The sequence below is a fragment of the Acetobacter sp. A11-2 genome, assembly GCF_040208445.1.
Classification (GTDB): Bacteria; Pseudomonadota; Alphaproteobacteria; order Acetobacterales; family Acetobacteraceae; genus Acetobacter; species Acetobacter oryzoeni.
This window is the reverse complement of sequence record NZ_CP157843.1, coordinates 252,404-265,652: the sequence shown is the minus strand read 5'-3', so window position 1 is coordinate 265,652 and position 13,249 is coordinate 252,404. Positions and strand designations below refer to the sequence as shown.

The 13,249-nt window shown below is 52.4% G+C and carries 16 protein-coding genes, 1 tRNA gene and 1 pseudogene; 6 read left to right on the top strand and 12 right to left on the bottom strand.

The features are described from left to right. Positions 1 to 31 precede the first annotated feature (31 nt). From infA to ABNV41_RS01325, 5 genes are all read left to right on the top strand, one after another. The gene (gene infA, locus ABNV41_RS01345; RefSeq protein ID WP_003623225.1) at positions 32 to 250 is read left to right on the top strand and encodes a translation initiation factor IF-1; all 219 of its coding nucleotides are present in this window, start codon (positions 32 to 34) and stop codon (positions 248 to 250) included. Positions 251 to 254: 4 nt separating this feature from the next. Next, complete coding sequence (locus ABNV41_RS01340) at positions 255 to 887, top strand: nucleoside triphosphate pyrophosphatase (RefSeq protein ID WP_050818371.1); 633 nt, start codon at positions 255 to 257, stop codon at positions 885 to 887. Further along, positions 884 to 1,969: a ribonuclease E/G gene (locus tag ABNV41_RS01335; RefSeq protein ID WP_050818372.1), complete on the top strand. Its 1,086-nt coding sequence runs from the start codon at positions 884 to 886 to the stop codon at positions 1,967 to 1,969. The genes ABNV41_RS01340 and ABNV41_RS01335 overlap by 4 nt, the downstream gene beginning before the upstream one ends. Beyond that, positions 1,966 to 2,151 carry a DNA gyrase inhibitor YacG gene (locus ABNV41_RS01330; RefSeq protein ID WP_003628614.1) on the top strand — a complete coding sequence of 62 codons (186 nt, stop codon included), beginning with the start codon at positions 1,966 to 1,968 and terminating at the stop codon, positions 2,149 to 2,151. Before ABNV41_RS01335 ends, ABNV41_RS01330 begins: the two co-directional genes overlap by 4 nt. Positions 2,152 to 2,206: 55 nt before the next feature. Further along, positions 2,207 to 2,282, top strand: a tRNA-Phe gene (locus tag ABNV41_RS01325). Between the two features lie 187 nt (positions 2,283 to 2,469). Here the strand turns inward: ABNV41_RS01325 and ABNV41_RS01320 are convergent. Continuing rightward, positions 2,470 to 2,823, bottom strand: a pseudogene (locus ABNV41_RS01320) (tyrosine-type recombinase/integrase); the annotation flags it as partial. A gap of 237 nt (positions 2,824 to 3,060) precedes the next feature. Here ABNV41_RS01320 and ABNV41_RS01315 point away from each other — a divergent pair. Further along, positions 3,061 to 3,381 (top strand): hypothetical protein, encoded by a 321-nt coding sequence (locus ABNV41_RS01315; protein WP_259328732.1) that lies wholly within the window; start codon positions 3,061 to 3,063, stop codon positions 3,379 to 3,381. Positions 3,382 to 3,410: 29 nt separating this feature from the next. Here the strand turns inward: ABNV41_RS01315 and ABNV41_RS01310 are convergent, their stop codons facing one another. The 11 genes from ABNV41_RS01310 to ABNV41_RS01260 all read right to left on the bottom strand — a co-directional run bounded on the left by ABNV41_RS01310 (position 3,411) and on the right by ABNV41_RS01260 (position 13,136). Then, on the bottom strand, positions 3,411 to 3,689 hold the full coding sequence (locus ABNV41_RS01310) for an AlpA family transcriptional regulator (protein ID WP_124297184.1): 279 nt from the start codon (positions 3,687 to 3,689) through the stop codon (positions 3,411 to 3,413). Next, positions 3,686 to 4,810, bottom strand: a complete 1,125-nt coding sequence (locus ABNV41_RS01305; protein ID WP_124297185.1) for a phage portal protein — start codon at positions 4,808 to 4,810, stop codon at positions 3,686 to 3,688. Before ABNV41_RS01305 ends, ABNV41_RS01310 begins: the two co-directional genes overlap by 4 nt. Continuing rightward, complete coding sequence (locus ABNV41_RS01300) at positions 4,810 to 5,301, bottom strand: HK97 family phage prohead protease (RefSeq protein WP_240322958.1); 492 nt, start codon at positions 5,299 to 5,301, stop codon at positions 4,810 to 4,812. The genes ABNV41_RS01305 and ABNV41_RS01300 overlap by 1 nt, the downstream gene beginning before the upstream one ends. Positions 5,302 to 5,339: 38 nt before the next feature. Then, on the bottom strand, positions 5,340 to 6,632 hold the full coding sequence (locus ABNV41_RS01295) for a phage major capsid protein (RefSeq protein ID WP_124297186.1): 1,293 nt from the start codon (positions 6,630 to 6,632) through the stop codon (positions 5,340 to 5,342). Further along, on the bottom strand, positions 6,633 to 6,785 hold the full coding sequence (locus ABNV41_RS01290; RefSeq protein WP_349934870.1) for a hypothetical protein: 153 nt from the start codon (positions 6,783 to 6,785) through the stop codon (positions 6,633 to 6,635). It abuts the gene before it with no gap. A 104-nt stretch (positions 6,786 to 6,889) separates the two neighbouring features. Then, entirely contained in the window at positions 6,890 to 7,612 is a 723-nt protein-coding gene (locus ABNV41_RS01285) for a hypothetical protein (RefSeq protein ID WP_050818376.1), read from the bottom strand. A gap of 190 nt (positions 7,613 to 7,802) precedes the next feature. Beyond that, positions 7,803 to 8,270, bottom strand: a complete 468-nt coding sequence (locus ABNV41_RS01280; protein WP_349934869.1) for a hypothetical protein — start codon at positions 8,268 to 8,270, stop codon at positions 7,803 to 7,805. A gap of 245 nt (positions 8,271 to 8,515) precedes the next feature. Next, positions 8,516 to 10,150, bottom strand: a complete 1,635-nt coding sequence (locus tag ABNV41_RS01275) for a terminase TerL endonuclease subunit (RefSeq protein WP_349934868.1) — start codon at positions 10,148 to 10,150, stop codon at positions 8,516 to 8,518. Positions 10,151 to 10,226: 76 nt separating this feature from the next. Next, positions 10,227 to 10,556: a hypothetical protein gene (locus tag ABNV41_RS01270; RefSeq protein ID WP_124297189.1), complete on the bottom strand. Its 330-nt coding sequence runs from the start codon at positions 10,554 to 10,556 to the stop codon at positions 10,227 to 10,229. Further along, a complete protein-coding gene (locus tag ABNV41_RS01265; protein ID WP_050818380.1) occupies positions 10,553 to 10,825 on the bottom strand; it encodes an HNH endonuclease in 273 nt (90 codons plus the stop codon). Before ABNV41_RS01265 ends, ABNV41_RS01270 begins: the two co-directional genes overlap by 4 nt. 280 nt (positions 10,826 to 11,105) lie before the next feature. Next, on the bottom strand, positions 11,106 to 13,136 hold the full coding sequence (locus tag ABNV41_RS01260) for a VapE domain-containing protein (protein WP_349934867.1): 2,031 nt from the start codon (positions 13,134 to 13,136) through the stop codon (positions 11,106 to 11,108). Between the last annotated feature and the right edge of the window lie 113 nt (positions 13,137 to 13,249).

The window sequence follows — 13,249 nt, the reverse complement described above, 5'->3', positions numbered from 1 at the left end:
TTTAACGGCTCTGAAACATACGAAGGATGCAATGTCTAAAGAAGACATGATTGAATTTAGCGGCACGGTAACTGAACTGCTGCCTAATGCCATGTTCCGCGTAAAGCTGGACAATGAACACGTTATTTTGGCGCACACCAGCGGCAAAATGCGTAAAAACCGTATTCGCGTTCTGGCGGGTGACCGCGTGAATGTTGAAATGACACCTTACGACCTTTCCAAGGGTCGCATTACGTTCCGCTTCAAATAAAGCCGTGACAGTTTCCGGCCAGCAGAACTCCGTTAAAGGAGAGTCACCTCTCCTTGTACTGGCATCTGCTTCGCCCCGGCGGGTAGATCTGCTGCGCCAGATTGGCGTAGTGCCTGACCGCATTGTTCCGGCTGATATTGACGAAACACCCGCAAAAAACGAACTTCCTCGCGCTTATGCGCGCCGTATGGCGTTAGAAAAAGCGCGTGCTGTGGCTGCCTGTGTGACCGAACCCGCATTAATTCTTGCGGCGGATACAGTGGTTACGTTGGGGCGGCGTATTTTGCCCAAAGCCGAAAACCGTGAAACAGCGCAATTCTGTCTGGAACGTCTTTCTGGCAGACGGCACACGGTCATCACATCTGTTGCTGTTATGCCCAGTGCCACTTGGTCAAAAGGCAAAGCAGCGGACCGGCTGGTAGAAACAGCAGTTACGTTTAACCGCCTCACGCCTCATCAGATCAATGCCTTGTTAGATGCAGGTGATTGGGAAGGCAAAGCAGGTGGTTATGCCCTGCAAGGCCATGCAGCCAGCTTTATTCGCTTTCTATCTGGTAGCAGCTCAGCTGTTATTGGGTTACCCCTGTTCGAAACAGCCCAACTTTTACGTGGGCAACCCGGGCACTGGCTGGCGTGATGCAATATTTGCGTGTTGCCACCTTTCCGGGTGAAATGCGCCTTGCCGTTACCCAAGATGATGCGCTGCTGGATTACGCACTCTGGCGACCAGCTGCCCCGGATCTTGTTGGCAATATTTATGTTGCCCGCGTGGCGGCACAAGCTGCCTTTATGGGTGGGGCTTTTGTTGATCTGGGCCAAGGCTTGCAGGGCTTTCTATCTGATCAGAAAGCGGTCTCTCATCTTACCGAAGGCCAAAGCATAACAGTTTGCGTTTCTCGCGCAGCACAAGGTGGCAAGGGTGTGCGTGTGCGCATGCTGGAGCCTTCTGCACAAGGTAAGGATATTGGCCTTGTAACTGCTGGCCCAACACCTTTAGAGCGTTTGGCCAGCCAATGGCCTAAGGCAACCATTGTAGTAGATACCCCACAAGCAGCTGCCCGCGTGCCTCTATCCTTACGCGCAAAAAGAGAATCCGGGTTTACACCCATGCCACCAGAAATCATGGCTGCATGTCATGCTCTGGAAGACAGCACTGTAGAACTGCCCGGCAATATGCAGGCCACCATTACGCCCACCCCTGCACTTGTTGCCATTGATATGGATGCCCCACCTGTTGCGGGGTCTCGGCCCAAACAGACCGCACAATTTGCTGCAAATCGTGATGCATTGCCTGAACTTTTGCACCAAATTCGCCTGCGCAATCTTTCTGGCGCTATTGTTATTGATCCAGCAGGCATGGCCATGCGCAAGCGTCAGGCCTTGCAGGATGTTGTGCAGGCAGCCTTGCAGGCAGACCCTCTTCGCCCACGCTGCCTTGGTGTCAGCGCTTTAGGGCTGATTGAAATTGTGCGCCCGCGTATTTATCCTTCTCTTCCAGAGCTTCTAAACTCTTCCCATGGGCATGCGCTTAAGGCGCTCCGCACCATTTTGGCAGAAGCTCCTACAGCAACCATCTTACGTGGCAGTATTCCCCTTATTCGGGCACTGGAGCAGGACCCGCAGGCTGTAGCAGACTGTGTGCAGCTCCGTGGGAAGCCTTTAACCCTAAAGGCTGATCCTGCTTTGCCTGATTTTTTCTGGACGGTTCAGGACGCATGACTTCTAAACCCGCTAAATGCCCCGTATGCGGCAAACCTGCACAGGCTGAATTTCGCCCTTTTTGCTCAAAACGTTGTGCGGATGTGGATCTCGGCCGCTGGTTTTCTGGCGACTATCGTATTCCCGGTGCGCCTGCTCCGATTGAAAATGATGAAAAAGCTGAAAGAAATGACGAAAGGTGACTTGATCTCCTGCAAAGAGTGAGATACATGCTCTCTCACGCCGCGAGGCTGCGGTGCCCAAGTAGCTCAGTTGGTAGAGCATGCGACTGAAAATCGCAGTGTCGGTGGTTCGATCCCGCCCTTGGGCACCATGTCATATTTTTTCCCTTTAATTACAATGCGTTGCGGGCTGTTTTTGCCCCACTCTGCATTTTCTGCTTCATTGTGGGACAATTCTTGTCCCTGCATACGTGCGAACGCACTCGCTGCCAGTCGCTTCTGATCTGCTGCAAGCGTGTAGCGTTGAACCTCTTTCAATGACCGGTGGCCTGTTACAGCCGCGATCTCATGCGCTGTGCATCCAATCTCTGCCATCCGCACCGCTGCTGCCTTACGCAAGCCGTGCGCTGCGCAATGCGGTAGCCCTGCTTCGTTGCACCATTGGCGAAACCGATTCCCAAAACCTTCTGGCGTGTATGGGTTGCCATAGGTGCTTTGGATGAATGTGTTTCCCTCCAACGCGCCTGGTGTTGCCTCTATGATTTTCTTGAGTTCAGGGAAGATTGGCAGCGTGAGTGTGACAGGCTTCTTCTTGATGTTCTTTTCTTGGGTGAAGGTGATGTATCCATCCCGCACATCCTTGATGCCCATCTGCACCACATCACCACGGCGCTGCCCTGTGTAAAGCAGCATGGCAAAAGCCAATCTGGCAGGCGTTCCAATCGGGTGGATATTTTCGAACTGCTCAATTTCTTTTTCTGACCAGCTATGAAAACCCGTTCCTGATGATGGAATATAAGGCACGTCCTTGGCTGGATTTTTGCTTAACGCGCCAATCTGAACACCATATGCAAAAAGCTGGCGTAAGGCTTTGAGAATGCCGTTGCTTGCCGCTACTTTGCCCTGCTTGCTATCTCGCAACGCCAGAACATGCCGCGGCTGGATGGTAGCAACCTGAAACTTGCCGCATGTTTCACACAGACCATCCAGAACGCCATGCCGGACATACTGGGTGCGACCATCCAACCGTGCAAATGTGGCCGAACCAAAATAGCTTATGCACAGATCCCGAAAACTGCCCGGAATGACGACTTCTCTGGTTGGCGTGGCTGGCAGGATTTCGCCTGCCATTGCCTTGCGGTATTCTTCATCAAATTCCGGCGTTCCGGGTATCTGATGCAGTCGGACTTTTCTCTGGCCCGGACGGCGCAAATACACACGCACATTGCCGTGCCGGTCTATATCTTCTGACACGTATTTATAGCGCCGCTTCACCTGTATCATTTTTTAACGATTGCATCCCATTCGTTAGGTGCATCCTGCATTTCTGCCTGGGCAGAATATTGCAGTTCTGTGCCGGTCATTCTTGCCGCCGCTGCTACTAAAGCAGGCCGGAACCAGATTGATATTGAGCCTATACGCGCCGGTTTAGGGATAAGTCCCTGCTCAACCATTTTGTCAAAAGTGCTTTCGCTTACATCAAAAAATGCCGATGCAGCCTTACGGCGCAAAACAATAGGCAAAAGACCGGGCGGCAGATGGTCATAACGCGATTTCACGCTGCATCCTCCTGCTTGGGATTGTATCCTTCCTGCTCACGAATTTCGTTCACGGTCAGAATTTGATTCTGTATGGCAATGCCATAGGACTGCCAGCGGGTTGCGTAGTCACCACGCATCATACTGGACAGGTCTATGTGCATTTCGAACGGGCTGGATGCACCAAACACTGAACGCTTGAATTCAGCTTCAATCTTGCGTGCCCAAGGCAGCAACGTATTGGTGGCAAACCACAAGCTGGCCTGTGTTGCGTTCGTAAACGTGTTGTTGCTGTAGTCCTGCACAATCGGTGGTGGCACACCATAGACACGGCACAGTTCCTGAACGCTGAACTTGCGGCTTTCCAATGCTTCGGCATCTTCTGGGCTGATACCGATAGATTGCCACTTCATGCCATTGGACATAACCATGACCTGACGTGCATTGCCGGTGCCAGAAAACTTGTTGCGGACTTCCTGCTTCAATTCATCCAGTGCGGCTGGTGCAGGCCGTGCATTTTCGAATGTGATGATGCCGCTCGGTGTGGCTTGGTTCTGCCACATGTTCAGGCTGTAATCTTGCAAGGCAGCAGCAGCCGTATGCACATCTCTTGCGCGGCTTAACCTGCTACGTCCCATCAGCCCATCATCTGAACGGTCGCGCAGGTGGAAAACCTCATCATCCAGATAGGTGCGTGTGATACCTTGCCATGCAATGACCGTGTAGCGCAGGCGACCTGATGCCAGCCTATCCACCTGCACGCATTGCCACGGCACAGGTGTTAACCCCGTGGGACGGCCTGCACCATCATACTGGATGGTCAGCAGCGCGTTGCCTGTCAGCAGAACACTACCCATGAGCCATTCCACAAGATCAGGCCATGTCTGATTTTCGTTTGGCTGGCGTATCAGCCGCGCTACTGGATGGTTTGGGGCTTCTGTTCTGGTATCGCCAGATGTGTTGTAAACATGCACATCCAGCGAACCAATGCCGCTGCCTATCGCATTGACGCAAGCCAGAACAGTTGACAGTCCTTCTGGATTGCCGGGACCGCGTGGAAACCACATGCTGGGCAAAACAGGTTCTGCTGATACCGTATCGCGCTTTTCTGTGCGGCCAAAAAGGCGATCAAGAAAGCTCATCAGATTGTCTCCAAGAAGCGCAGCCGTTGTGCAGGTGTCAGACCAACCAGACGGCTACGTGCTGATATGGTGGTATCGGCATAGGCAGGAAACGCCTGCACAACGCTGATCTCCACCAGATCGACTGCACGCAGTTCCCGTTGATCTGACGCGGGCCACGCTTCATCTTTGACGCGGAAACCAAAAGACATGCCGCCCAGATCACGCCGCTCGGCCAAAGCCAGAACATCATGACCAAGCTGGGTGTCTGGGATTGCCAGTTCAAAATGCAGCCCGCGCGTGTCTTCCGCCAGTTTGAGCGAACCAGACGCCGTGCGTGCCAGCAGCCTAGTAGGGTCATGATCTACCAAGGCAAGAATATCCGGGTTGCTCTGGAGCGTTTGTGAAAACGCCCCAGAACGGATGGTTTCTGAAAAACTGCCAATGCGAGCTGATGCCCCAAACACTGCGGCATAGCCTTCCAGCTTGCGACCGGCGGCGCGAAATTCCACGCCACACGAACGCCTTTCCACGCTGCCAGTCGCGCCCGTCATTGCGTAATGCCTGTCAGGGTCAGCAATGTTTGTGGCCGCACAACCAGAACGTCTGCACGCATCCATGCCACGAAGCCAATCTGCCCGTTTTCTGCATACAGTTCGTTCAACACGCTAATCTGCAAGCTGGTGCGCATACCAACATAGACCTGGGAAAAGTCACCCATGACAATGCTGCTGGCATTTTTATCCGTGCCTTGGTCAACTGGAACACTTGTGGTTGTGAGGCGCGGAATAGTGGAAACATCGGCCGGGGCAGATAATGGGTTGCCGTTGGCATCCTTGAAACCACGAATTGCACGGTTGGTGCGCGGCGCCATAATCATGGCAGACACCTTGCCTGCATTCACGTTTTCCAGATCAAGCACGGCATCAAGAACCGGGTCCCAGTTTGTTAGCTTGCCGTTGAGAGCTGCTGTCTGGATGTTTGGCGTGTTGACGATGCCAAGCGGGCTGTTGGCGGTGCCATCACCAAACAGAATGGCCTGATCTAATGCCAAAGCACCAGATGCAGCAAAGGCGGAACGGATAATGCTATCCACATTCTGCCCATCTTCCAGCAGTTCGCGGCTGATCTTGCAGCGCAATGCCCATGACTTGGCGGTCATTTTCACCTGGTCAAAGGTGCTTTCATCTTCAACAATGGCGGCATTTTCTGCCCGCCATGCACCTACTGGTGTTTTGGTCAGCCGCCCGAATGTAAGAGACTGGGAACCCATCGGCACAGTGCGGCAACCAGCACGGAAAGAAACCGTTGCTGCTCGCAGTTCATCAAGAATACCGGCAGCGACTGGCACAGGCACAAGTGCACCGCCTGAACCAATGCTGCTTTCTGACATGACGCGGCGTTCAAGTTCAGTCTGCGGGCCACGATAAAGCGCACGCAAGAAGCCACCAAGGCCGAGTTCTTGTGCGCGGTTTTCTGTTGCAGGCAGGAATGATGCAAGACTATGCCGCGCCTCCAAAACCGGAACAGTCTGACCTTCTTGTGTGCGCAAGAACAGGCCGTCAAAATTCTCTGGCGTTCTGGCTGGTTCATCGAACCCGGCAACACGGATTTCTGGCTGCACTGGCGCACCACCGCCTATGCGATCGGCTGGCGCTGTTCTGTCTAGTTCATCAATTTGCGCCTGACGCGCCATACGGCTTTCCAAACCGGCCAATTCAGTGGACAGTTCTGTCCAACGGGTCTGCGCTTCGGTTGGCAATGCATCTGGATGCGCAGTATTCAAGGCACGCAGTTCAGTTGCAATTTCTGCTTTACGTGCCTGCATTTCGCGGAGTGTCATTTACAGCCCTTCCATTTCATAAACAAAGCCAAATTCGTTGACTTCTTCACGGTAAAATTCCTCAAAAACCCGGTGTGGGTTCATGTCCTCCACAAGTTTGGATACGAGGCTGCCAATGGTTTGAAATGGCGAAAGTTCTTTATTTTCACTCATTGGATGAATTCCACTTGTACTTCAGCTATGCCTCGCTTACACTTGAGGAGTGAGGCATAGTTACCTGTTTCATTTAAAACAGCGTACAGAATTTGACGGCAAAATCAGTCTCTGTGCGCTGTTTTCATCGGTATTACTTTGAAAAATGCCTCGCGAATTGCAAGACTTACATTTACTGTGCTGCGGGTTAGCGCATTTTCTCTAATATTCTGCCACTTATTTAGTTCATCTTCTGTGACAGACCATGCATGAGTAATATTTGGATAATTTCCCTTATCCCAATTATTTATTTTATATGCAGCTTGTAAATGCGGGTCTAAAATATTAATACCTGCTAAATTAGATGTAGACATATAAATAAGTGAATTATCGACAATCTCCATAAGAAGATCACCATGTAATGTTTTCTTTTCATATTTTAATCCACTTGCGAGAAGAACCTCTAAAAATTTAAACTCTCTTTCTGTAGCAGGAAGGTTCCCAATATAATCAAAATCTTCATTCCATAAATAAATATCTTCCCGCACTTTTCTGGTTACTAAACTTCCACAATTAGAAGGAAGGTCACCCTTCACTTCTCCATATGGCTGTTCATTTGCAAAAAGATACGCCAGCCTTGCTGATGGAATGATACCTATCCCTAACTTGCTAATCGCACCAATGAGCGCAAGCCGCTTCAGGCCCAATACAGAAAGACTACGTGCTATACCGCGCCCTTTGGAAAAATCTTCATCCCCTAAAGTTTCCGAGGCATTATTCATTATCATCACAATGTGAGCAGGCGTTAACCCAGATGCCTTAGACAAATCTGAAATATAAAAACGCATACTCACACCCTTCTTAGATAGAAATAAACCTATTTATATCTATGCAATCTGATTCTTATAAATCAGTTTACAACCTCATTTGCAAGAACAAAGGTGGGACAATTTTTATCCCTTTGCCTCGGCAACGAAACAGGGAATGGAACTGGTGGAAGTTCTGGTTTTGGCTCGCAGGGATGGCGGAAAAACATCCTTACGCCTCCTGCTCGCTTAGGCGTGCAATATCTTGGATAATGGACAGAGCAAGGCGCGTTTCATTGCTCTGGTTTTCCATCACATGGAAGGCGCAATAATCTGTAAATTCCTTGTTAGCAACTTGTGCTTTTGCTTTTACATCTGCCCATGTTTTTGATGGAACATCCGCCATAAAGGCCGCTGCATCCCATGCTTTTTCTAGCAGACTAAAGTGCTTTCTATCCCATATTTCGTAGTCTGGATGGCTGGGGTATGATTGTGGTGGATTGCCTGCATTCATTGCATCTGCAAGGCGAATATTTTTGAAATATTCATGACGGGCAGCAATAATTGGGCTGTGCCCTTCCGGCTTCGCAACTGGTGCGGCGGTCAGGGTTTCTGATTTTGCCAACCCGGCGGCGGCAATGCCTGCCAGTGCGGTGGCTCCAAATGCGGGAAAAATGTCACGACGAGACAATGAGCGCATAGCGTGCGACTCCTAGAGCAAGGTTGCCGAAGGAACACGCCGATCAAAGCGCACGCCTCCGGGGGTTGATCGCCTGGCTCTAGTCAGGCCGAGGGTTTTTAGGCTTGCGCCCTGGACAGCGCCCACGCCCCCGGAGAGAATTTCAATATGCGCGGATACCGCGTTACGTGCAGTCACCGCTAGAGCCATAAGGAGCGATCAAACTCCGTTACTGAACCTGCCAAAACCCGATTCCTGTGTCAACATCACAACGCGATCACATCGAAAAATAGTTCTTCCTCGGCGGGTTCACTTGCAGCCAAGCCTACGGCCACCACACTGGCAACCAGTGGGTCAATACGGCCTCTGGCACGCTGCTTGCTCAACTTGCGATTGCCCGCCGGGTCAGTGTCCAAAGCCGCGTTCGATACAGCCCAGCGCAGCAATGGATTGCCGCCGTGTTGCAGCGTGCCTTGCAGAACCACGGTTTCAAAAGCCGTTATGGCTGGTGACTGATCTTTGAAGCCCATGCCCACGGGTGACAACGGCAGGCTTATGCCCTCACGGTCTGCAACGGCCTCCAAGTCTTTCAGGTTCCACCTATCCAGCCCGATAGCAACCACATCCAGCCCTTCTATGGCTTGCGCAACCCACATCAGAAGCCATGCACGATCAATGGCACGCCCTGGTATTGCTTCAATCAGACCAGCCGAAAGCCATTCCCGATATGGTGCGTGATCTTCAGATTGCTTCACGTCCACCAGCTCACTTGGCAAGAATGCCTTGATGGTCAGTTTTCCGGTTTCCGGCCAATAGAAGCTAAAGGCCGTCAAATCAGATGCGCCTGACGCCAGATCAAGCCCGCAATAACACGGGCCTGCTGCTTCGGCCTCTCCCGCGCAGGCATCCCAATCATCAGGCCGCAGAAACCGCACGTCTGCTGTCACCGGCTGGTTCAGGGTGTAAGCGCGGAATGCTGCTTCCTGTGACGGCACGCGCATGGCCTGCATTGCCTGGGAGCGTATGTCCTCCACGCTGCGGAATGTGCCCAGCGCAGGGTTTGCCATGCGCCACGTTGCCTCAACCCACGGGTCTGCATCCATAGGCGCGGACCAGACAAAGGACTTGAACGTCCGATCTGGGAAGGTGCCATCTGCCACACTGGCACCGTAACGTAAAAGCTCCTCAAGTGGGTTATCTGCATCTGGTGATCTGGTGGAAATGCCCAGCAGCAGGCTTTCCCTGTGCGCACCGCCGCCGGTCTTGAGTGCGTCAAACAGATCACGGTCGCGCCACTGGGCAACCTCATCCGCAATCGCAAAGGTTGGTGAAAGGCCGTGTGCCTTACGAGCATCTGCTGACAGTGCCTTATAGACCGAGCCGGTCACGGCATCTTCTACGGTTTTATTGAAGGCCCGCACCACCAGACGCGCTGCAAGCTGGGGCTGTTCCAGGGCAAAGGCCACCATCTCATCAAACACAATGGACGCCTGCCCGCGATCTGCGGCGGCACTCAACACCTGCCCACGTTTTACAGCTTCCGGCCCGCACAAATGGGCAAGCGCCAAAGCTGATGCCAGCCCTGTTTTACCGTTCTTCCTGCCCATGCTGATAACGCCGGTGCGCACAAAGCGCAGGCCGTTTTCATCTGTCTCATACAAGGCGCGGATGATATCTTTCTGCCACTCATCCAGCCGCATGGGCTGGCCTGCCAGAGCGCCACTGGTAATTGTCAGGCGTTCTATCCAGCAGATCAGCCGCTCTGCACGCGTTTCTCCTACCAGTGGAAGTTCACCGGTGCTTGCAACTTGGTCCCCACCGGGTGCATCACCAAAGAGCGGTAATGGTGCCGGGGTCTTTGTCTTTAAAACCGGTTTGGCACCGGGTCCACGAAGGCCCATTTTTTAAAATCCCAATTTTGAACTAACTATTTTTTGACCCCCAGCACGGTCGAGAACCCCAAGCCCTGAGCGATTTTTAAGCCACATGAAAGCCGCGCCAAGGGTCAAGGTTTTCCAGCATGTCAGCCCATCCGCTAAGGCCAAAGCTGGTTGCGCCCACACCTTCGGTTTGGTCTTGGGTGATAGACCGATCACGCGCTGCCTGATGGTAGATGGCTGCTGCAATGTCCATCACTGTGCGGGTGATGGTCTGCGGCATCGGGTCAAGGGTGGTCACATCCTGCCCGCAATAATCGGATGCAATGCCCCATGCCTGATTTAAAGCCATTGCAACACGATTGGCATCTACGGTTTCAGATTGGGCGGTCAGATCAGCAATAAAAGTTGATGTCAGGTCTGTAGTCATGAATTCCACCAGTGGTTTGGGTCTACGGGCTGACCATTCGTGTTGCAGCCCTTGAGGTATGGTTCATTGCCGTGTCTGCGCATGTTGTGGTGCCGAATGCATAGACCACGCAGGTTTTCCAATGCGTCTGCACCGCCTTTGGAGCGTGGTATGATGTGGTCAGCCACTACAGCACGGGCATTGCAGCCGGGCGTTGTGCATATCCGGTCACGTTTCAGGCACGCAGCACGCAAGCGTTTCCAGAATGTGGTTTTGTAAAAGCTCGTCATTGGACTGCTTTCTGACGCACTGACACACTCTGACGCACTTCTCTATAGAAGGGTTTGTCCGTGCGTATGTGTGCGCGCGCACGCATGGGCGCTCTATAGGAAAGTGCGTCAGTATGCGTCAGTGCGTCAGTAAATTCTGTCATCATGTAGTGACGCAGTGACGCACTGTGACGCACTTTTCTATAGAAGGGTATGTCCGTGCGTATGTGTGTGCGCGCACGCATGGGCGCTCTATAAGAAAGTGCGTCACAGTGCGTCACTGCGTCACTAATCAAGCGTCCTAAACCCATCGTGAAGTCTCCCAAAATCTTACGCCGCCGTTTCCTCGGCTGCCACGCTTCCAACCAAGGCGTTCCAGAATTTTAGCAATTCGGCGTTGGTCTGCTGTGCCTATCTTCTTGTTTTCAAAGAATAAGCAGTCATGCGCCACCTGATGGATGGTGACTTTATTTCGGCCAATCAAATGGTTTGCAATCAAGCCTTCCCATTCATCCTGCTCAAAACGTGCTTCTTGCTCTGGTTTGATGAAAAACTTCTCAAAACTGGCATCTGGCCACCATTGCGCACCATGCCGAAACGCATGAACAGCCTCGGCAAGTATCTGGTCACGATCAGCCGCCAGATCATCAATGGAAATTTCGCCTATCTTCACGGGCCAATATCGGCGTCCGCCTGTCTCATCAGACAGGTAGACGGATTTATTGGTGGTTCCGACAAATAGACATTGCCTTGGCTCTATCACCTCACACCGGCCAAATGGTGGCCTGAACCGTTCTGTTGTTCGTGTGATGAAATGCTTGAGCATCTCGTTTTCGGCTTTGCCCAAGGCTGAAAGCTCTGCAATTTCCAGCAGCCATTTGCCGCGCAGATGCATTTGCACATCTTTGCCGGTTTTCAGGTCTGGCATACCATCAGAATACCATTCACCGCCTAGAATGGCGCAGGCTGTAGACTTTTTTGCACCCTGTTCGCCTTCCAGCACCATCATGTAGTCTGCCTTGCATCCGGGTTTGAAAATGCGAGCAACCATTGCAATCAGGAACATGCGGCCAATACCGGCATGGTATTCTGACATTTCCGCACCAAGGTAATCTGTCAGCCACGTATCAAGTCTGGGTATTTTGTCCCATTGCAGGCCGTTCAGATAATCACGCACAGGATGGTAGGCGCGTTCTACGGCTACACATCTGACAGCTTGGTGCATGATTTCGCTGCTAACACGGCGTAAACCGGCAATCTGCAAGCGTTCCTGAACGTGCGTTACATCTTCATCCGTGATCGGACGTGGCGTGAACGGCTCCGCCTGCGGGCCGAGTGGTTGTGCCAAGTATGGCAGGCAGACCATCTGGTTGTATGCGAATTTCCCTGAATATGCAGGGTCTGCACGCAAAGCCAGAAGCACATTTGCTACGTTGGGAATCGGCTGCCCGCGATCATCACGCAAGCACATTTCCAGCCAATCTGGTGAGAGAATTTCCTTGGGTTCCACATCGGCAGCATCATAATCTGGCGCTGCTTCTGCAAGTGCTGCCAGTTCTTGCGCACCGTGTCCGGCCTCTAACCAGTCGAATACATCACCTTTTGCTGGCAAATCTGGCAATGTAAGGATGCGCACACGCTTGGCCTTGCCATGCAATGCTTTGGCGACTCGGTTTGCATGATCTTTGCCGGGTGCATCATTGTCCGGCAGGATGACTACATCTGCACCGCGCAAGCTGCTGGAATAATCTGCACGCCATTTTCCTGCACCGCCGGGACTACATGTTGCCGCAAAGCCATATTCAGCCATGCGTAAGGCTGATTTTTCGCCTTCTACAACATAGATCGGCTGACCTGCCTGCATGGCTTGCTGGATTTCCGGCAAACGATACAAGACACGCCGCACGCCTTTGGTTTGCCAAGACCATTTGCCGCCTTCCAGTGGCCTGCGCTGGCGAAAGTCCTTCGGCTCCATCCGGCAGACCTGAAAAAGCAGTTCACCATCCTCGCTCACATAATCGTAAGTCTGGACAATCTGGCCTTTCTGGGTCGGTTTGCGTTCTAATTTTTCAAGGTATCCGTGGTCTTGCAGCCACTTAATGGCTTCTGCCTTGGGCACACGCTGTTCACGCATGACCAGGGCAACAACACCGCCACCTTCGCCGGTTTCATTGTCAAACCACGTTCCCTTGCTCACATCGAGACAGAACGAACCACGACTTCCCCAGCGCCATTCTGTTTTTGTGGACTGGCTTTTGTTGGGTTCGCCAAGCAAGCGCCGCGCAACATCGCTAGCACACGCTTTGAAGGCCGTATTCCCGGCGGCACTCATAGAGTCGCACCGTGCCGAATTTGTGGGACAGAACCCCAAAAAAACGCTATAAAAAAGCGGCCGAGGCTTTTACCCACTGCGCTGTATCTATTTGTTTTTATTGGGCTTATGAA